General features: G+C 69.0%; 17 protein-coding genes and 1 tRNA gene. 5 read left to right on the forward strand and 13 right to left on the reverse strand.

Features of this window, described 5'->3' with window-relative positions:
- Positions 1-122: 122 nt before the first annotated feature.
- The 11 genes from polA to ABZU43_RS17810 form a co-directional block, all read right to left on the reverse strand.
- Positions 123-2822: a DNA polymerase I gene (gene polA / locus ABZU43_RS17760; protein ID WP_355007593.1), complete on the reverse strand. Its 2700-nt coding sequence runs from the start codon at positions 2820-2822 to the stop codon at positions 123-125.
- Positions 2823-2912: 90 nt separating this feature from the next.
- Entirely contained in the window at positions 2913-3719 is an 807-nt protein-coding gene (locus ABZU43_RS17765) for an amino acid ABC transporter ATP-binding protein (RefSeq protein WP_355007594.1), read from the reverse strand.
- Complete coding sequence (locus ABZU43_RS17770; RefSeq protein ID WP_355007595.1) at positions 3719-4696, reverse strand: amino acid ABC transporter permease; 978 nt, start codon at positions 4694-4696, stop codon at positions 3719-3721. Before ABZU43_RS17770 ends, ABZU43_RS17765 begins: the two co-directional genes overlap by 1 nt.
- A gap of 3 nt (positions 4697-4699) precedes the next feature.
- Positions 4700-5611 (reverse strand): ABC transporter substrate-binding protein, encoded by a 912-nt coding sequence (locus ABZU43_RS17775; RefSeq protein ID WP_355007596.1) that lies wholly within the window; start codon positions 5609-5611, stop codon positions 4700-4702.
- Between the two features lie 35 nt (positions 5612-5646).
- Entirely contained in the window at positions 5647-6357 is a 711-nt protein-coding gene (locus ABZU43_RS17780; protein WP_355007597.1) for an ABC transporter ATP-binding protein, read from the reverse strand.
- Positions 6347-7138, reverse strand: coding sequence for an ABC transporter ATP-binding protein (locus ABZU43_RS17785; RefSeq protein ID WP_355007793.1), 792 nt, complete (start codon positions 7136-7138; stop codon positions 6347-6349). The genes ABZU43_RS17780 and ABZU43_RS17785 overlap by 11 nt, the downstream gene beginning before the upstream one ends.
- Before the next feature lie 46 nt (positions 7139-7184).
- Positions 7185-8294: a branched-chain amino acid ABC transporter permease gene (locus tag ABZU43_RS17790; RefSeq protein WP_355007598.1), complete on the reverse strand. Its 1110-nt coding sequence runs from the start codon at positions 8292-8294 to the stop codon at positions 7185-7187.
- Positions 8291-9241, reverse strand: a complete 951-nt coding sequence (locus ABZU43_RS17795; protein ID WP_355007599.1) for a branched-chain amino acid ABC transporter permease — start codon at positions 9239-9241, stop codon at positions 8291-8293. Before ABZU43_RS17795 ends, ABZU43_RS17790 begins: the two co-directional genes overlap by 4 nt.
- A gap of 109 nt (positions 9242-9350) precedes the next feature.
- On the reverse strand, positions 9351-10511 hold the full coding sequence (locus tag ABZU43_RS17800; RefSeq protein ID WP_355007600.1) for a branched-chain amino acid ABC transporter substrate-binding protein: 1161 nt from the start codon (positions 10509-10511) through the stop codon (positions 9351-9353).
- Positions 10512-10768: 257 nt separating this feature from the next.
- Positions 10769-11941, reverse strand: coding sequence for a hypothetical protein (locus ABZU43_RS17805; protein WP_355007601.1), 1173 nt, complete (start codon positions 11939-11941; stop codon positions 10769-10771).
- A 13-nt stretch (positions 11942-11954) separates the two neighbouring features.
- Positions 11955-12575: a response regulator gene (locus tag ABZU43_RS17810; RefSeq protein ID WP_091408093.1), complete on the reverse strand. Its 621-nt coding sequence runs from the start codon at positions 12573-12575 to the stop codon at positions 11955-11957.
- 105 nt (positions 12576-12680) lie between these two features.
- Here ABZU43_RS17810 and ABZU43_RS17815 point away from each other — a divergent pair.
- From ABZU43_RS17815 to ABZU43_RS17825, 3 genes are all read left to right on the forward strand, one after another.
- Positions 12681-12757, forward strand: a tRNA-Leu gene (locus ABZU43_RS17815).
- Positions 12758-12789: 32 nt separating this feature from the next.
- The gene (locus ABZU43_RS17820; RefSeq protein ID WP_355007602.1) at positions 12790-13539 is read left to right on the forward strand and encodes a transcriptional regulator; all 750 of its coding nucleotides are present in this window, start codon (positions 12790-12792) and stop codon (positions 13537-13539) included.
- A 91-nt stretch (positions 13540-13630) separates the two neighbouring features.
- Positions 13631-14281, forward strand: a complete 651-nt coding sequence (locus ABZU43_RS17825; protein WP_355007603.1) for an NAD-dependent epimerase/dehydratase family protein — start codon at positions 13631-13633, stop codon at positions 14279-14281.
- A 3-nt stretch (positions 14282-14284) separates the two neighbouring features.
- Here ABZU43_RS17825 and ABZU43_RS17830 read toward each other — a convergent pair whose 3' ends face one another.
- Positions 14285-15436 (reverse strand): aminotransferase class I/II-fold pyridoxal phosphate-dependent enzyme, encoded by a 1152-nt coding sequence (locus ABZU43_RS17830; RefSeq protein ID WP_355007794.1) that lies wholly within the window; start codon positions 15434-15436, stop codon positions 14285-14287.
- A 111-nt stretch (positions 15437-15547) separates the two neighbouring features.
- Between ABZU43_RS17830 and ABZU43_RS17835 the strand changes: the two genes are divergently transcribed.
- Together ABZU43_RS17835 and ABZU43_RS17840 are read left to right on the forward strand one after the other, a co-directional pair.
- Positions 15548-16027, forward strand: a complete 480-nt coding sequence (locus ABZU43_RS17835; protein ID WP_355007604.1) for an Lrp/AsnC family transcriptional regulator — start codon at positions 15548-15550, stop codon at positions 16025-16027.
- A 72-nt stretch (positions 16028-16099) separates the two neighbouring features.
- On the forward strand, positions 16100-17110 hold the full coding sequence (locus tag ABZU43_RS17840; RefSeq protein ID WP_355007605.1) for an LLM class flavin-dependent oxidoreductase: 1011 nt from the start codon (positions 16100-16102) through the stop codon (positions 17108-17110).
- 200 nt (positions 17111-17310) lie between these two features.
- Here ABZU43_RS17840 and ABZU43_RS17845 read toward each other — a convergent pair whose 3' ends face one another.
- Complete coding sequence (locus tag ABZU43_RS17845; protein WP_355007606.1) at positions 17311-19572, reverse strand: cellulose binding domain-containing protein; 2262 nt, start codon at positions 19570-19572, stop codon at positions 17311-17313.
- Positions 19573-19790 lie beyond the last annotated feature (218 nt).

The following is a 19790-nucleotide window of genomic DNA, read 5'->3' on the forward strand; positions in this document are numbered from 1 at the left end:
TCGGCTGCACGGCGAGTTTCCGACGGTGCCCGACCCACGCAGGGATCAAGCCTGACCGCCCGGAGTGGGTCGGGCTGCCCCGGAACCCCACACCGCAACCCCCACCACCGCAAGCACAAAGATCAGTGATCGGCACTGTTCCAGTCCCGGCCCAGACCGACTGACACCTCCAGCGGCACCGACAACGGGTGAGCCTCGCCCATCTCCCGCCGGACCAGAGCCTCCAACGCCTCCCGCTCACCCGGCGCGACCTCGAAGACCAACTCGTCGTGCACCTGCAACAGCATCCGTGAGCCCAGCCCAGCCTCGCGGAGCGCGGTGTCGACGTGCAGCATCGCCACCTTGATGATGTCGGCGGCGGAGCCCTGGATGGGGGCGTTGAGCGCCATCCGCTCCGCGATGTCACGGCGCTGCCGGTTGTCGCTGACCAGGTCGGGCAGGTAGCGGCGTCGACCGAGGATGGTGGAGGTGTAGCCGTCCTGGCGGGCCCGGGCGACCACCTGCTGGAGGTAGTCGCGCACCCCACCGAAGCCGGCGAAGTAGTTCTCCATCAGCCCGCGCGCCTCTTCGGTGCTGATGCTGAGCTGTTGGGAGAGGCCGAAGGCGCTCAGGCCGTACGCCAGGCCGTAGTTCATGGCCTTGATCTTGCGGCGCTGGTCGGGGGTGACCTCGCCGAGCGGCACCCCGAAGACCGACGAGGCGGTGGCGGCGTGGAAGTCGGCGCCGGAGTTGAACGCGTCGATCAGCGCGTCGTCCGAGCTGAGGTGCGCCATGATGCGCATCTCGATCTGGCTGTAGTCGGCGGTGAGCAGAGACTCGTAGCCGTCTCCCACCACGAAGGCCCGACGGATCCGACGGCCCTCCTCGGTGCGGATCGGGATGTTCTGCAGGTTGGGCTCGGTGGAGGAGAGCCGACCGGTGGCCGCCACGGTCTGGTTGAAGGTGGTGTGGATCCGGCCGTCGTCGGAGACCGACTTGAGTAGCCCGTCGACTGTCGACTTGAGCTTGGCAACGTCCCGGTGACGCAGCAGGTGGGCCAGCACCGGGTGCGGCTGCTGCGCGTAGAGCCACTGCAGAGCGTCGGCGTCGGTGGTGTAGCCCGTCTTGATCTTCTTGGTCTTCGGCAGACCCAGTTCGGTGAAGAGGATCTCCTGCAACTGCTTGGGCGAGCCGAGGTTGAACTCCCGACCCACCGCCTCGTACGCGCCCTGCGCGGCGGCCTTCACCTCGGCGGCGAAGTGGGCCTCCAGCTCGGAGAGATAGTTGGTGTCGGCGGCGATGCCGGTGCTCTCCATGGTGGCCAGCACCCGCATCAGCGGCAGCTCCACGCCGGCCATCAGCCGGGCCGACTGCTCGCCGTCGCGGGACAGCTCGGCGTCGATCGCGTCGGCCAGGTCGAGGGTGGCGCGGGCCTGGAGCATCAGGTTCTGCTCGACCACCCCTTCGTCCCCGAGGCCGTCGAGGGTGAGCTGGCCGGACTCCGGGACGTCCACCCGCAGCTCGCGGTGCAGGTAGCGCAGCGCCAGGTCGGTCAGGTCGTAGGACCGCTGATCGGGGCGGGCCAGGTACGCGGCGATCTGGGTGTCCCGGACGATGCCGGCGAGCTGCCAGCCGTGCGCGGCGCAGGCCAGCACGGCCGGCTTGCTGTCGTGCAGCACCTTGGGGCGCTGCTCGTCGGCCAACCAGCTGGCCAGGGCACCCTCGTCGGTCGGGTCGAGCCTTGCCGGGTCGAGCCAGACCGCCGCGCCGCCGGCAGTGGCCAGCGCGAGACCGGTGATCGAGGCGGTGTGCCGGCGGTTGGGGCCGGTGTCGAGTTTGACCGCCAACCCGACCGGGGTGCCGGTCGGGACGTGCGTGGTCAGCCACCCGGCCAGCGCGCCGGGCTCGGTGAGCACCTCGCCGGTGAGGTCGAAGCCGGACTCGGCCTCCGGCTCGACCGCCTCCAGGTACTGGTAGAGGCGGTCGCGCAGGATGCGGAACTCCAGGGTGTCGAAGACCTGGTGCACCGCCTCCCGGTCCCAACCCGTCCAGCGGCTGTCCTCCGGGCGCAGCGGCAGCTCCAGGTCGGAGACGAGCCGGTTGATCTCGTAGTTGCGGATCACGTCGGCGAGCCGCTCCCGCAGGCTGTCGCCGGCCTTGCCTTTGATCTCGTCGGCCCGGGCGATGACGCCTTCCACCCCGCCGTACGTGGTGATCCACTTGGCGGCGGTCTTCGGGCCGACGCCCGGGATGCCGGGCAGGTTGTCACTGGTCTCGCCGACCAGCGCGGCGAGGTCCCGGTACTGCTGTGGCGTGACGCCGTACTTCGCCTCGATCGCCGCGGGGTCCATCCGGGCCAGGTCGGAGACGCCCTTGCGCGGGTAGAGGACGGTGATCTGATCGTCGACCAGCTGGAACGCATCGCGGTCCCCGCTGCTGATCAGCACCGACATGCCCTGGTCGCGGGCCTGGCAGGCGAGCGTGGCGATGACGTCGTCGGCCTCGAAGCCCTCTTTCTCCACCACGGGGATCTGCAGCGCGGCCAGGACCTCCTTGACCAGGCTGACCTGGCCCTTGAAGTCGGTCGGGGTCTCGCTGCGGCCGGCCTTGTACTCCGCGTACCTGTCGGTGCGGAAGGAGTGGCGGGAGACGTCGAAGGCCACCACGATGTGGGTGGGTTGCTCGTCGCGCAGCACGTTGATCAGCATCGAGGTGAAGCCGTACACCGCGTTGGTCGGCTGCCCCGTCGTGGTGGAGAAGTTTTCCACGGGCAGGGCGAAGAACGCCCGATATGCCATGGAATGTCCGTCAACGAGAAGCAGGCGCGGCGTCGTAGCTGTCACGGCAGCGACTCTAGTCCGCCGCTACGACAGGACGGGACACCGGCACGACGCCCGGCGCGGCCATTCGGAGCGGCCGCGCCGGGCACCGACTCAGAGCACCTTGGCCAGGAACGCCTTGGTCCGGTCGTGCCGGGGGTTGGCGATCACCTCGCGCGGCGCGCCGGACTCCACCACCACACCGTCGTCCATGAACACCAGCGAGTCGCCGACCTCCCGGGCGAAGCCGATCTCATGGGTCACCACGATCATCGTCATGCCGTCGCGGGCAAGGTCCTTCATCACGTCGAGCACCTCGCCGACCAGCTCCGGGTCCAGCGCGCTGGTGGGCTCGTCGAAGAGCATCAGCTTCGGCTGCATCGCCAACGCCCGGGCGATGGCGACGCGCTGCTGCTGCCCGCCGGAGAGCTGCCCAGGGTAGTTGCCCAGCTTGTCGCCGAGCCCGACCCGCTCGAGCAGCGCGGCGGCCCGCTCCCGGGCGGCCGCCTTGCGCTCCCGGCCCAACAGCACCGGCGCCTCGGCGACGTTCTGCAGGGCGGTCATGTGCGGGAAGAGGTTGAACCGCTGGAACACCATGCCGATCGCGCGGCGCTGGGCGGCGATCTCCTTCTCCCGCATCTCGTGCAGCTTGCCACCGCGTTCCCGGTAGCCGATCAGGTCGCCGTCCACCCGGATCCGACCGGCGTTGATCTTCTCCAGATGGTTGATGCAGCGCAGGAACGTCGACTTGCCCGAGCCGGAGGGCCCGAGCAGACAACAGACCTCGCCGCTGCGCACCTCCAGGTCGATGCCCTTGAGCACCTCCACCGGACCGAACGACTTGTGCACCTGCTCGGCGCGGACCATCACGCCGTCGGCGGCCGTCTCCGCGGCCTCCGCCGATGTCGTCACCTGCGTCATCACCGACCCGCCTCGCTCGCGCTGCCGCCGGCCTCAGCGGTGATCCCGCGCAGTCTGATCTTCGCTTGGGCGCTCCTGCCGAACCCCCTGGAGAAGTGTCGCTCCAGGTAGTACTGCCCGACGAGCAGCACGCTGGTCAGCAGCAGGTACCACAGGCAGGCCGCCACGTACATCGGGAAGACCTGGAAAGTCCTGTTACCGACGGCCTTGAGCTGGAAGAACAACTCGGTGGAGACCGGCACGAAGGCCACCAGCGAGGTGTCCTTGAGCATCGCGATGGTCTCGTTGCCGGTCGGCGGGATGATCACCCGCATCGCCTGCGGCAGAACGATCCGGCGCAGGATCTGGGTACGGCTCAGGCCCAGCGCCTGCGCCGCCTCGGTCTGCCCCTCGTCGACCGACTGGATCCCGGCCCGGACGATCTCGGCCATGTACGCCGCCTCGGAGAGCCCGAGCGCCAGCATGCCGGCGACGAATCCCGTGAGGATCTCCAGCGCGGAGAAGCCGAACAGACGTGCCTCGAAGTCGTCGACGCCGAAGAGCGCGCCGATCTGCCGATCGAACGGCAGGCCGAACTCGATCCGGGCCCAGAGGATGCCGAGGTTGCCGAAGAGGATCGCCAGCACCAGCCGGGGCACGGCCCGGAAGAACCAGGTGTACGCCCAGGAGACGCCCCGCAGGATCGGGTTCTCCGACAACCGCATGATGGCGACGACAACGCCGAGACTGACGCCGATCAGCATCGCGAGCACGGTCAGCGCGAGCGTGCCGCGCAGACCCTCCATGATCGGCGGCCGGAACATCTCGTCGACCATGAACGCCCAGTTGAACGCCTTGTTCGTCACCAGCAGGTGGACGAACATGGCCACCAGCACCCCGATCACGGCGACCGCTACCCAACGCCCGGGATGCCGGACGGGCACGGCCTGGATGGGTTCCGGCCGTGCCCGTTCGGTTGTGTCCGTTTCCGACGACATGCGTCAGCTGGCGGGGTTCAGCGCCGAGGAAGTGATGGCGCCGCCCTCGACGCCCCACTTCTTCAACGCGGTCTGGTACGAGCCGTCAGCGATGACCGCTTGGACGGCTTCCTTGAGCACCTCGGCGAAGGCGGTCTGGTCCTTCTTGACGGCGTAGCCGTACGGGGCGGACTCGTAGATGTCGCCGATCAGCTCCAGCGAGCCGTTGCTCTGCTTCACCGCGTACGCCCCGACCGGCGAGTCGGCCAGCATGGCGTCGTTCTTGCCGCTGAACACTGCGGCCGTGGCGTCGCTCTGCGCCTGGTACTGGTCGATGGCGATCGCCGGCTTGCCGCCGGTGGTGCACTTCTTCGACCGGGCGGTGATGTCGTCGAACTGCACGGTGCCGGTCTGCACGGCGATCTTCTTGCCGCAGGCGTTGTCAATGTCGATCTTGGCCGCGTTGCCGGCCTTGGTCACCCACTGAGTGCCGGCGGAGAAGTAGCTCACCATGTTGACGCTCTTGAGACGCTCGGCGTTGATCGTGAACGACGACACGCCGATCTCGTACTTGCCGGAGTCGACACCGGGCAGGATCGCATCGAACGGCGACGACTCGTACTCGGCCTTGAGACCGAGCTTCTGCGCCACCGCGTTGAACAGCTCGACGTCGAAGCCGACCACCGTCTTGCCGTCGGCGTCGAGGAACTCCGCCGGGGCGTACGTCGAGTCGGTGCCGACCTTGATCACACCGTCGGACTTGATGGCGTCGGGCACCTTCCCGGCCAGCGCCGAGTCGGCCGCCGCCGTGACGGTCGGGCCGGCACCGGGTGAGCCGCTGTTCTCCTTCTCCCCACACGCCGTCAGCGAGAGGGCGATCAGCGCCGCACTGGCGGCGCCGAGCGCCGCCCGCCGGGCACCGTTGGTAATGAACATTTCTGCACTCCTTGCGTGAGGGGTGTGACGGCCGCTCAGGCCACGCCGAGGTATGCCTCTTTGACCGCCGGGTCGTGCAGCAGCTCGGCACCGGTTCCGGTCTTGACGATCCTGCCGGTCTCGAGCACGTACGCCCGGTGCGCTCGGGCCAGCGCCTGCTGCGCGTTCTGCTCCACCAGCAGGACGGTGGTGCCCTGCTCGTTGATCTCCTTGATGATGTCGAAGATCTGCTGGATCAGCATCGGCGCCAAACCCATCGAGGGCTCGTCGAGCAACAGCAGCTTGGGCCGGCTCATCAACGCCCTGCCGACGGCCAGCATCTGCTGCTCGCCGCCGGACAGGGTACCGCCGGCCTGCTTACGTCGCTCCGCCAGCCGGGGGAAGAGGTCGAGCACCCGGGCCAGGTCCTCGGCGATCCCGGCGCGGTCGCGCCGGGTGTACGCCCCCATGTCCAGATTCTCGAGCACCGACATGCCGGGGAAGATCCCCCGACCCTCGGGTGCCTGGCAGAGCCCTCGCCGGACCCGCAGGTCGGCTCGGAGCTTGGAGATGTCCTCACCCTCGAAGCGGATGCTGCCGGTGGCGATCGGCCGAATCCCGGAGATAGCCCGCATGGTGGTCGACTTCCCGGCGCCGTTGGCGCCGATCAGCGCGACGATCTCACCCTCGGCCACGGTCAGGCTGATGCCGTGCAACGCCTGGATCCGCCCGTAGAGCAGGCTCACATCGTCGATCTCAAGCAACATCGTCCGGCACCCCCAGGTACGCCGCGACCACCTTCGGGTTGTCCCGCACCTCGGCGGGCAGCCCTTCGGCGATCTTCTTTCCGAACTCCAGCACGACGATCCGGTCAGTGACGCCCATGACCAGGCGCATGTCGTGCTCGATCAGCAGCACGGTCACGCCGGTGTCCCGGACCTGCCGGATGAGCTGGAGCAGCTCCTCCTTCTCCGCCGGGTTGAAGCCGGCGGCCGGCTCGTCCAGGCAGAGCAGCACCGGATCGGTGGCCAGCGCCCGGGCGATCTCCAGCCGCCGCTGCTCCCCGTAGGAGAGGTTGCGGGCGAACTCGTGCAGCCGGTGCCGGATGCCGACGAACTCCAGCAGCCGCTCGGCCTTCTCCCGTCCCTCACGCTCCTCGCGCCGGTGCCGAGGCAACCGGAACAGAGCGGAGATCACGCTGGTCTTGTGGTGCGCGTCCGCGCCGACCTGGACGTTCTCCAGGGCGGTCATCTCCGGGAACAGGCGGATGTTCTGGAACGTCCGGGCCATACCCATCTGGGTGATCTGGTGGCGCTTCTTCCCGCTGATCTTGCCGCCACGGAACCGGATCTCACCCTTGGTGGGCTGGTAGATGCCGGTCATCGCGTTGAAGCAGGTGGTCTTGCCAGCGCCGTTCGGGCCGATCAGCCCGAGGATCTCCCCCTTGTAGAGGGTGAAGTTGACGTTGTCGAGCGCGACCACGCCGCCGAAGCGCAGCGTGACGCCGTCGACCTCCAGCAGCGGCTCCCGGTTGGGGACCGCCTCCACCGCCGGCGCGCCGGCCTGCGCCGGAACAGCCGGCGTCTGATCGGTGTCACTCACCGACGATCACCTCCTTGCGACGGTCTTTGAACTCCGCCGCCCGTCGTCGGTTCGGAATCAGGCCTTCCGGCCGGAAGATCATCATCACCACGAGGACCAGACCGAAGATCAGGAACCGGTACTCGTACAGCTCCACGCCGAACAGCTCGATGCCGCGGAACCGCTCGATCATGTACGCCACCAGGCCACCACCGACGATCGCGCCGACGATGTTGCCCGAACCACCGAAGATCACCGCCGCCAGGATGATGATCGAGTTGAGCAGCTCGAAGTTCTGCGAGTTGACGAAGTTCTGCTTACCCGCGAAGAGCGCGCCGGCCAGGCCGGCGATCGCGGCACCCGAGGCGAACGCCCAGAGCTTGAACTTGAACGTCGGCACACCCATCAGCTGCGCGGCGTCCTCGTCCTCCCGGATCGAGATCCAGGCCCGACCGACCCGACTGTTCGTCAGGTTCCGCACACCGATCACCACCAGGATGATCAGCGTGAGCACCAGCCAGTAGTACGGCCGGGCGTCCAGCACGCCGAAGAACGGCTTGCCGTCGGCGTACTTGCCGGGCGGGTGCGGGATCTGGTTGAAGCCCCGCTGTCCCTTGAGGAACTCAGAGCTGACCGCGGCGATCCGGATCATCTCGGCGAAGCCGAGCGTCACGATCGCCAGGTAGTCACCGCGCAGACGCAGCGTCGGCGTACCGAGCATCACACCCGAGAGCATCGTCAGCCCGATCGCCAGCGGCACCACGAGCAGCCACGGCCAGAGCGTCTTGAGGTTGCTGCTCGGCGACGTCAGCACCGCGACGGTGTACGCGCCGACGGCGAAGAAGCCGAAGTAGCCCAGGTCGAGCAGGCCGGCGAAACCGACCACGATGTTCAACCCGACGGCCAGCAGCACGTAGATCGAGACGGTGAACAGCACCTGCGTGAAGTTCGCACCGGGGGTCGGGATCGGCCCGAGATACTGGTAGAACTCCCTGTTCGGCAGCGCGTAGAAGAACGCGATCACCGCGACCAGCAGCGCCCAGCGCACCCAGCGCGGCGCGCCACGCCACCGTTCTCCGGCCGCCTCGCGGCCGGAACGCACCCTCTCCAGGACGGTCGTCATGCCCGTGCCCTCCCCAGCGATTCGCCCAGCAGACCGGTCGGCCGGAACATCAGCAGCACCACCAACACCGCGAAGGCAGCGAAGTCCTTCCACTGACTGCCGAACAGACCTGCGGCGTAGTTCTCCACCACGCCCAGCAGCAGGCCACCGATCAGCGCGCCGCGCAGGTTACCGATACCACCCAGCACCGCGGCGGTGAAGGCCTTGAGCCCCAGCAGGAAACCGACGCTGTAGGTCAGGGTCTGGATTCGCACGTCGTAGAGCAGACCGGCCACGCCGGCCATGGCACCACCGGTGATGAAGACCATCAGGATGATCCGGTCCTTGTTCACACCCATCAGGGCGGCGGTGTTGGCGTCCTGGGCCACGGCCCGGATGCCCCGGCCGGTACGGCTGCGGTTGATGAAGAGGTCCAGCAGGACCATCATCAGCAGCGCCGCGCCGACCGTCAGCAGTTGCACCGAGTCGATCGGCACGCCGAAGAGGTGGAACAGCGGCTTGCTGCTCACCAGGCTGGGCGCGCCCTCCGGCAGTCGTCGGGTCCAGATGCCGAAGGCCTCGGAGATCGCGATCGAGGCGCCGATCGCGGTGATCAGGAAGGCCAGCGGCGGGGCGTTGCGCTTACGCAACGGCCGGTACGCCACCCGCTCGATCACCGTCGCGGTGCCCGCCGAAGCGATGGCGGCGACGATCATCGCCACCAGCAGGTAGAACAGGATCGAGCCGATCCCGCTGACCTGTGAGTTCTGGTCGAGTCCAAAGCCGTTCCAGGTCCAGATCGCTGCGAACGCGCCGGCGATGAAGACCTCGGAGTGAGCGAAGTTGATGAGTCTCAGCACGCCGTAGACCAGCGTGTAGCCGAGCGCGACCAGGGCGTAGATCGCGCCCTGGGTCAGGCCGGTCGTGGTGAGTTCTCCGAAGTTGGAGAACAGTCCATTGAAGTCCAAGGGAGGGACGCTCCATCACGTCTGGAGAGAAAAATGGGGCGCGGCCGGGAGCGAGCAGCTCCCGGCCGCACCCGCGATCACAACTCAATCGCCGTAGCAGCGACCAACATCAGGACTTGGGGATCTCCTGGTCCGGGACAACCTTGCCGCCCGTGACCTTGAAGGCCCAGACCTTGACCTGTGCCGGGTCCAGCTCGCCGGTCTCGGTGAACTTGTAGCTCGCCGCGACACCCTCGCCGCTGTAGCCCTTCACGAACTCCAGCAGGCCCTCACGGGTGGTCTTGCCAGCCTTGATGCCGGCCAGCAGGATGTTCGCCGCGTCGTAGGCGGTGTCGCTGTAGGTGCCCGGGTCGGTGCCGTGGAGCGCCTTGAACTCCTGCACGAACGTGCCCCGGGCCTCGGCGGCCGGCTGGCACGGGCAGGTGAGGATGGTGCCCTCGGCTGCCGCTTGACCGGCGGAGGTGATGTACGCACCGTCGTTGACGCCGTCGCCGGCGACCAGCGGCGCGGTGACCCCGGCAGCGGTGAGCTGCTTACGGATCAGGCCGGCCTCCTGGTAGTAACCGCCGTAGAAGATCGCCTTCACGTTGGCGGCCTTGACCTTGGTGACCACACCGGAGAACTCGACCTGCTTGCCCTCGCCCTGGACCTTGTCCGAGCCGACGACCGCCGAGCCGAGGACCTTCTTGACCTCGTCGGCCAGGCCGGCACCGTACGCGGACTGGTCATCGATGACGTAGACCTTGTCGGCCTTCATCACGTTCTTAATGTAGTTGCCGGCCGCCGGGCCCTGGCTGAAGTCGTTGCCGACCGCGCGGAAGAAGGTCTTCCACTTCTGGTCGGCCAGGCTGGGCCGGGTCGCGGACGGGGTGATGGTCACCAGGCCGGCCTCGTTGAACAGCGGGCCGGCCGCCTCGGACTCACCCGAGTACGCCGGGCCGACGATGCCAAGGATCTTGGTGTCGTCGATCGCCTTCTGCGCCAGACCAGGCGCCTGGTCGGGGCTGCCCTGCGAGTCCAGGGCGGCCAGCTCGACCTTGCAGTCGGCGTTTTCCTTGTTGTACTTGTCGACGGCGAGCTTGACACCGTTGTTCTCGTTGATGCCGAGCGCGGCCGAGCTGCCGGTCAGCGCGCCGAAGAACGCGATCTTGCTGCCGCAGGCGTCACCGCCGCCGCCTGCCGAATCGTCGCCACTGGAGCATGCGGTTCCGCCGGCGACGAGCGCCACCATGGCGACCCCACCGATAACGCGCGCGAGCTTTTGCCTCAAGGCCCGAACCCTCCTCGTCCCATGGTCCGAACCACCCGCTGGCTATTGGCCCTTGCGGGGGCGGACGAACCAGACCGTCGTCGCCGGTCTGGGGCCGGACGTTATCCCACCGTGGAGCTGTGACGTAAGCCCCAAGCGAGCGGGTTGACCGAACCGTTACACGCCGTGGCGGATTGGAAACGATCCCTGTAAGAACCTTCGGTTGTGAAGCTTTTTCACCTTCGTTTCGTCGGCGCCGGCCAAAGGGCTTCCATCAGCTACCGATCAAGGTCCGACACCCCGGCCCACCAGGCACGCGACGTTTTCCCATCGTCGGCCACCAACAGCAGTCGATCTCCAGTCGAGGTCACCGAGACCGCAGTATCTCCGCTGTCCGGTACGGGCCGCGGCATGCTCACCGCCCGCCATGACTCGCCCATATCGACCGAGAGCCACAGTGCGTGACGGTCCCCGTCCCTCGTCACCGCCACCAACCTCTGCCCGACGGCCACCAGCCCGGCCGCCGACGCCACACCTGGTCCGACCGCCCCGAACCCGCCCGCCGGCCGCCAGCCCTGCGTCGTCAGCCGCCAACTGCCGAATCCAGCCCGCACCGGCCCGACCGCCACCGGCACGCCGCCAGCCACCGCCACCCGTTGCGCCTGCCCCCGCCCATCCACCACCGGCAGGGCGGCCCGTCGCCAACTCCGGCCGTCCGCCGAGGACCAGGCCAGCGGCACCAGCGCCGTACCCCCGGGCGGCAGCAACGACCCCACCATCAGCCAGCCCGACGGCACGGCGACAGCGTCGTACGCCGCCGTCCGCCCCCGCTCGTCACCGGCCAGCTCCGGCGCGCCCTCCACCAGCGCGAACGCGGCCGCGTCCGGGGAGATCCAGACCGCCGCACCGTCGATCCGACTACCGGCGATCAACCAGCCCCGCGGCCCCGCCGCCAACCGGGCCACGCTGACCGCTCGCGGCCCGGCGTACCGCTCGAAGGGCGCATCCACCTCGTGCAGCGTGCCGTCCGACGCCTGCCTCCAGGTGCCGGTGCGGGGATTGCCGTGCGCACCCCCGTTCTTCGCCCCGACCGCCGCCAACCGTCCGTCTCGGCAGGCCGCAGCGGAGAGCACGTGCTGTCGGCCGTAGAACGTCACCGACGCCGTCGGCAGCGGCACCCAGGAACTGGCGTCCGGGCTGGTCCAGGCGGCCGGGTGGGTCTCCCCGGCCAGATCGACCACGCCGCCGACCACGTACCACCGACCGGCACAGGCGGTGGCGTCGCGCAGCACCGGTCGACCCGGCACACCCGGTGTCTCCGGCAGGACCACCGACTGCCAGGCCGGCCGGACCGGTCGCGGCGGCTCCTCGCAGTCGGGACAAGCCGAGGCCTGACAGGCGGCCACCAGCACGGCGAGAACGCCGAGCACCGCCCCCATCCGCCTCGACACGGGTCGACCCCGGTCAGGGTGCCGGCAGTGTCACCTCGCCGCCGGCGGTCTCCGCGAGGATCCGCTCGGCAACCTCTTTCATGGTCATCCGGTGGTCCATCGCCGTGCGCTGGATCCACTTGAACGCCTGCGGCTCGGTCATCCCGTACGTGGTCATCAGCGCACCCTTGGCGCGCTCCACCGACTTACGGATCTCCAGGCGGTCGGTCAGGCTCGCGACCTCCGCCTCCAGGGCCGCGACCTCCGAGTAACGCGACAGCGCGATCTCCACCGCCGGGACCAGGTCGCTCTTCTGGAAAGGCTTCACCAGGTACGCCATCGCGCCCGCCGCCCGCGCCCGCTCCACCAGATCGCGCTGGCTGAACGCGGTCAGGATGATCACCGGGGCGATCCGGGCGCCGGCGATACGCTCGGCGGCGGCCAACCCATCCATGATCGGCATCTTGATGTCGAGGATGACGAGGTCGGGCTTCAGCTCCTCGGCGAGGCGTACGGCAGTCTCGCCGTCACCGGCCTCCCCCACCACCTCGTAACCCTCTTCGACGAGCATCTCGGCGAGGTCCAGCCGGATCAGCGCCTCGTCCTCGGCGATCAGTACGCGCCTACGCTCGGCATCCGTCGGCGTCTCAGCCACCAGCCCTACCCCCACCAGTCATAAGCCGACACCAACCCGACCGGGTGTCGCCGCCCTCAGCGTAGTAGGTAACCTATGGAAGGCCACCAGAGCATTCGGCCAAGCGTCCCCGTATTCCAACCGGCAGAGAAGCGGAGCTCAAACCTCCGACAGTGTGGGTTCGAATCCCACCGGGGGCACCAAAAGTGTCGTACGGCTGTTCCAAAATTGCGCTGTGCACCCACCTGAACTGCGCCTGCAGGCGCGGCAGCAGCACCTTGCCGGCAGCACGGTCGCCGAGGTCGCCCGACGCCTGAGCCTTCCCTATCCAACCGTCCGAGGCTGGTGCAGGAAGCAGGCTGAGCCACGACAGCAGGGCACTGAGTCCCGTTGTTTCCGCTGCCGGCCTGGCGTCGACATTCAGACAGACCCCTCTGCGTACCTATACCTGCTCGGCCTGTACCTGGGCGACGGTCACCTCGTCACGTCCGCCCGCGTCCCGGTGCTGCGCATCGCCTGCAGCGACAGCTGGCCAGGCCTGATCAAGGCGTGTGACGCCGCTATGCGGGAAGTGCTCGCCGCGAAGGTGCAGCATGTCCAGCAGGCCGGTTGCGTCAGCGTGCAAAGTTCCGGCAAGCATTGGCCCTGTCTGCTCCCCCAGCATGGCCGTGGCAAGAAGCACGAACGTCCGATCATCTTGGCTGACTGGCAACGCGATCTCGTGACGGCACAACCGGGCGACTTCCTGCGCGGGCTGTTCCACTCCGACGGTTGTCGGTTCGCCAACCGGGTGACAGTGCGCGGCAAGACGTACATCTACCCGCGCTACATGTTCGTCAACGAGTCGGCCGACATCATGCGGCTCTGCCAGTGGAGCCTCGACCTGCTCGGCGTCACCTGGCGGATGAACCGACGCAACTCGCTGTCGGTGGCCCGGCGCGACGCCGTCGCCACGCTGGACCGGCACGTCGGTCCCAAGTCCTGACCGGCACCGCGCACATCACGCCGACCGTGGCAGCCTGGTCGACGCGCCTCCGGACGGCCGGTGGCGGTGGCGGCGACAGGGGTGCGATCTGATGCGGGTGGTTGTGTTCGGTGCGACCGGGATGGTCGGTCAGGGTGTGTTGCGCGAGTGCCTGCTCGCCGATGATGTGCGCGAGGTGCTGACTGTCGGTCGGCGGCCGACTGGTGCGCGGGACCCGAAGCTGCGGGAGTTGACGGTCGCGGACGTGGGCGAGTTGGACGCGGTGCGGGCTGAGTTGACAGGTGTCGACGCGTGTTTCTACTGCCTCGGGGTGTCCTCACTGGGTCTGGACGAGGCCGCGTACACCCGGGTCAGCTACGACTACCCCCTCGCTGCGGCACGGTTGTTGGCCGAGGTGAGCCCGCAGGTCACCTTCGTCTACGTCTCGGGGCAGGGGACCGACTCGTCGGGTCAGGGTCGGGTGATGTGGGCGCGGGTCAAGGGGCGTGCCGAGAACGCGATCATGGATCTGCTGCCCAACGGTTACGCGGCGCGGCCGGGGTTCATCCAGCCGACGTACGGGGCGGTGTCGAAGACGCGGTGGTACCGGCTCGGGTATGCGGTCACCCGCCCGCTGTTTCCGGTGCTGCGTCGGTTGCTGCCCAACCAGGTCACCACCACCGACGGAATCGGTCGGGCGATGTTGCGGGTGGCTCGGCAGGGTTCGCCGGTTCGGGTGTTGGGCAACCGCGAGCTGCGCTGACGGTCAGGCGATCGTGTCGAGGGCCTGGGCCAGGTCGGCGCGCAGGTCTTCGGGGTCTTCGAGGCCAACCGAGAGGCGCAGCAGCGCGGCGGCGGGTTTGGCGTCGCCTTCGACCGGCCGGTGGGTGAGTGAGGCGGGGTGCTGGATGAGGGTGTCGACGCCGCCGAGGGACACCGCGTGGGTGATGAGCCGGCAGGCACCGGCGACGGCGGCGGCGGCGGGCGCGCCGCCGCGTACCTCGAAGGCGAGCAGGCTGCCGGGTCCGGACATCTGCCGCCCGACCAGCGCCGCCGGGTCGTCCACCGAGGGGTGGTGCACCCGGTGTACGGCGGGGTGGTCGGCGAGCCAGCCGGCGAGTTTCTCGGCGGTGGCCTGTTGGGCGCGGACCCGCAGCGGCAGGGTTTGCAGGCCGCGGTGCAGCAGGTAGCCGCCGAGGGGGTGCAGGATCGCGCCGGTGACCGCGCGGACCTGGCGTAGGCGCACGGCCCAGGTGTCGTCGCAGGCGACGACGCCGGCGAGGACGTCGCCGTGTCCGCCGATGCTCTTGGTGGCGCTGTGCAGGACGAGGGTGGCGCCGTGCCGGGCGGGTTGTTGCAGGACGGGGGTGGCGACGGTGTTGTCGACCAGCAGTGGGATGTCGCCGGCCGCGGCGGCGAGGGCGGCGATGTCGACCAGGTCGACTGTGGGATTGGCGGGTGTCTCGACGATGACCAGTGCGGTGTCGGGGCGGATGGCGGTGGCGACCTCGTCGGGGCGCGTCCAGGTGACGGTGGTGCCGAGCAGGCCGGTGGCGAGGACGTGGTCGGTGCCGCCGTAGAGGGGTCGGACGGCGACGACGTGGCGGCGGTCGTCGCGGGTGGCGGCGAGCAGGGTGGCGGTGAGGGCGGCCATTCCGCTGGCGAAGGCGACGGCCTGGGTGGTGCCTTCCAGCTCGGCGAGGGCGGTTTCGAAGCGGGCGACGGTGGGGTTCCAGAGCCGTTGGTAGACGGCGCCGCCGTCGGCGGGGAGCGTGCCGCCGGTGGCGAGTTGCTCGTACGCGGCGCCGCCGTCGTCGACGGAGGGCAGCGGGTTGGTGGTCGACAGGTCGATGGGTGGTACGTGCACGCCGAGGGTGCGGAGGTCGTCGCGGCCGGCGTGTACGGCCCGGGTGTCCATCGGTGTCATGGTCGGTAGCGTCGAATATCTGCCGAGTGACAAGCAATAGATTGGCATATCATTCTGTGAATCGGGTTGGTTTCCGCGTTGGGTTCGGGCGAGGATGGCGTCATGCCCCTTGAACCGAATGATCTGCGGCCGTATTCGGCGGTGGACGAGGTGGACCGCGCGATCCTGACCGAGTTGGCGGCGGACGGCCGGCTGCCGAACAATGCCCTCGCCGAGCGGGTGGGTGTGGCGCCGTCGACGTGTCTGACGCGTACCCGGGCGCTGCGTGATCGCGGCGCGATCCGTGGTTTTCACGCCGAGGTGGATCCGGCGGCGCTCGGTCTGCCGTTGCAGGCGTTGGTGTCGGTGCGGTTGACCGCGCATGAGCGGGCGGCGGTGGACGGGTTCCGGGCCCGGTCGGTGCGGCTGCCGGGGGTGGTGTCGGTGTTCCACGTGGCCGGCGCGGAGGACTACGTGCTGCACGTGCGGGCGGCGTCCGGTGACGCGTTGCGGGACTTCGTGCTGGACCATCTGGCGGTGGACCCGGTGGTGCAGCACACGCAGACCAGTCTGATCTTCGAGCAGGCGCGCGGGATGGGCTGAGCGGCGGGTGAGGTGGCCGACGAAAACCCGCATGGTGGAACAAAGCCGGTCGGTGGCGGGTTGGCTGACCGTGTGATCACCGTACCGTTGTCTGTTCTTGATCTTGCCCCGGTCGCCAAGGGCACCACCGTTGGCGCGGCGCTGCAGGCCACCACCGAGTTGGCCCGCCGCACCGAGGAGTTGGGCTACCACCGGTTCTGGGTGGCCGAGCACCACAACATGCCGGCGATCGCCAGCTCCGCCCCCGCGGTGCTGCTGGCGCACCTGGCGGCGAACACCTCGACGATCCGGCTGGGCTCGGGTGGGGTGATGCTGCCCAACCACGCGCCGCTGGTGGTGGCCGAGCAGTTCGGCACCCTGGAGGCGCTGCACCCGGGTCGGATCGACCTGGGCATCGGGAGGGCGCCGGGCACCGACCAGGTGACCGCGCTGGCGTTGCGGCGCACCATGGAGGGCCTGTCGGCGGAGGGTTTCCCGCGCGAGCTGACGGACCTGATGAACTACTTCAGCGGGGAGAAGCCGGGGCAGATCATCGCCACGCCGGGTCGCGGTGAGCAGCCGGCCGTGTGGCTGTTGGGCTCCAGCGGTTTCAGCGCCCAGCTCGCCGGTCTGCTCGGTCTGCCGTTCTCCTTCGCGCACCACTTCAGCTCCCAGAACACCCTGCCGGCGTTGGCCCTGTACCGGCAGAACTTCCGGCCGTCGCAGTGGCTGGACAAGCCGTACGCGATGGTGGCGGTCAACGCGGTGTGCGCGGAGACCGACGAGCGGGCCGAGTGGTTGGCCGGGCCGAGCGCCCTGTCGTTCCTGAAGTTGCGCTCCGGGCGGCCGGAGCCGCTGTCCACGCCCGACGAGGCGGCGGCCTACCCGTACTCGGAGATCGAGCGGGAGTTCGTCGTGTCGCGCCGTGACGGCCAGGCGATGGGCTCGCCGGAGACGGTGCGTCGGCAGCTGACCGAGCTGGTGGAGCGCACTGGCGCGGACGAGCTGATGCTGACCACGCTGGTGTACGACGTGCAGGACCGGGTGCGGTCGTACGAATTGATCGCCGAGCAGGTGGCGGGCGGTCTACGCCAGGGCGCGTGAAACACGATCTTCACGTCAGCGTCACCCCGCCGACCCCGACGGTGCCTAATGTTGGTGCCGGTGGTGGTACGGCATTCCCGGTCGGGACGGGTTGGGAATGCCGCGGTGTGGCGCACCGGGCCGGAGCTGAGCGGATTCCGCGGCTGCGGCCCGGTGCCTGCCACCCTAGGCGACCCCGCTCGGGACCGCCAGGGTTTTCATCAACGTAGGTGAATGTCCGGCGTGGGTGGCGTGTTCATTCCGTTGCCGATGAAGAACCCCGGGTGCGGCGGTTGGTTGTAGGCGGTGTTCTGCCACGCGATCGCCACCCGATACTGCGGGTCGTGCATCAGGGTGTAGATGCGGGTGCTGGTCGGGGTGGGTGTGCTGTAGATGCGCAGCGCCCGACTGTCGGTGGTCCGCCAGATCACCTCCTCGCGCCAGTCGCCCAGGATGTCGCCGGAGAGCGCCGGCGTGGACTTGGTGCCGTTGTTGGACGCCACAGCACTGCCGTCGAGCAGCCGGGTCTCACCGCCGGTGCCGTACTTGTCGATCTTCGTGCCGTCGAGCAGTTCCCGCACCGGGTCGCCGTCCCACCAGGCGAGGAAGTTGGCCGAGGACGGCTTGCGTCCCACATTCTGCCCTCTGGTGTTGGCCAGTCCGGCGACCGCTGACGACCACGACTCCGCGCCGGGGCTGCCGGCCCAGATGTCCGCGGAGACGCCCCGGCCGTTGTCGCCGGACGCGGGCGTGGACCAGAGGACCTGACCGGTTCGGGCGTCGGCGAAGTACGAGCTGGGCTTGCTGGCGTCCTCGTCGACCTTGAACACCTCCAGGCCGGCGCGGCCCGGGTCCAGGTCCCCCACGTGCATGGCGTCGCCGTGGCCGTTGCCGGTCGAGTGGAGCAGCCGGCCGTTGTCGTCGATGGTGGCGGCCCCGTACACGATCTCCTGGCGACCGTCGGCGTCGACGTCGGCCACGGAGAGTTGGTGGTTGCCCTGACCCGCTGCGGCGCCGTTGCCGGAGGAGTTCGAGTCGAACGTCCAGCGCCTGGTCAGCGTGCCGTTGCGGAAGTCCCAGGCGGCGATCACCGCGCGCGTGTAGTAGCCCCGAGCCATGATCAGCGAGGGGCGCTGCCCATCCAGGTACGCCGTGCCGGCGAGGAACCGGTCCACCCGGTTGCCGTACGAGTCGCCCCAGGACGACACGGTGCCGCGCGGCGGGTCGTAGCTGACGGTGGAGGCGATCGCGCCGGTCTGCCCGTTGAACATGGTCAGGTACTCCGGGCCACTGAGCACGTACCCGCTGGAGTTGCGGTGGTCCGCCGACGACGAACCGATGAGCTGACCGGTGCCGGAGCGGGTGCCGTCGGCGGTCTTCATGGCCACTTCGGCACGGCCGTCGCCGTCGTAGTCGTACACCTGGAACTGGGTGTAGTGGGCGCCGGCCCGGATGTTGCGGCCCAGGTCGATGCGCCATAACCGGGTGCCGGTGAGCGTGTACGCGTCGACGTAGACGTTGCCGGTGTAGCCCGACTGGGAGTTGTCCTTGGCGTTCGACGGGTCCCACTTGAGCACGATCTCGTAGCTGCCGTCGCCGTTGAGGTCACCCACCGAGGCGTCGTTGGCGCTGTACGAGTAGCTCTCCCCGCTCGGGGTGGTGCCCCCGGCCGGGACCTGCAACGGCACGTCCAGGTAGCCCACGCCGAACTGCAACGCCGGCGCCGACGCCGCCTGCTCGACGCCGCCCACCACAGCCCGCACCGTGTACGCCGAGCCGGCCGCCGCCCCGCTGTCGAGATAGTTGGTGGCACCGGTGATCGGGGTGGCGTTGACCTTGGTGGCTCCCCGGTAGAGGTTGAACTCCACCCCGGTGGTCTCGGTGCCGAGCAGCCGCCAGGAGACCAGGTTGGCGCTGCCGGAGCGGACGCTGACCAGCCCTCGGTCCAGCTTCTCCATCTGCACCACCCCTGCCGACGGCGGAGGCGTGGTCGGGGGTGGGGTGGTGGGTGGCGGGGTGGTCGGGGGTGGGGTGGTCGGTGGCGGTGTGGTCGGCTCGTCGGTGGGTGGGGCTCCGGTGCAGGTGGCGCCGTTGAGCGCGAAGCTGCCCGGCACCGGGTTACTGCCGGTCCACGAACCGTTGAAGCCGAACGACGCGCTGCCGTTCGTGGCGATGGCGGTGTTGTGGTCGACATTGCGCGCGGTCACCTGGGCGCCGGACTGGGTGACGGCGACGTTCCACGCCTGGGTGACCTGCTGGCCCGCGGCGTACGACCAGGTGACGGCCCACCCGTTGACGGGGTCGCCGAGGTTGGTGACTGTGACGTTGGCGCCGAAGCCGCCCTGCCACTGGTTGGTGATCTGATAGTCGACCCGGCAGCCGACGGCGGCGGCCGAGGCGACGACCGCGCCGAGGGTGCCGGCCACGACGGTGGCCGCCGTCGTGGCGGCGAGCAGGATCAGCCGATGTCTGGACGGGTGCATGCGCTGCCTCCGGGGATCCGGTGATGATCGCCACGACCCACCGGCCCTGCCCGGGAAGCACAGTGGACCAACCCACCGCGATGACGGCGGACGGCGATCTGATCGGGGTGGAACGCCCTGGAACTCACGGATCCGACTCACCGCGCATCGTATGGCAAGCGCTTTCCGACACGCAACATCGATCAGCGTCGCTCGGTTGCGAGATCCGCGCCTGCCTC

The organism is Micromonospora sp. NPDC005205 (assembly GCF_040608275.1).
In the GTDB taxonomy this organism is placed as follows: Bacteria; Actinomycetota; Actinomycetes; order Mycobacteriales; family Micromonosporaceae; genus Micromonospora.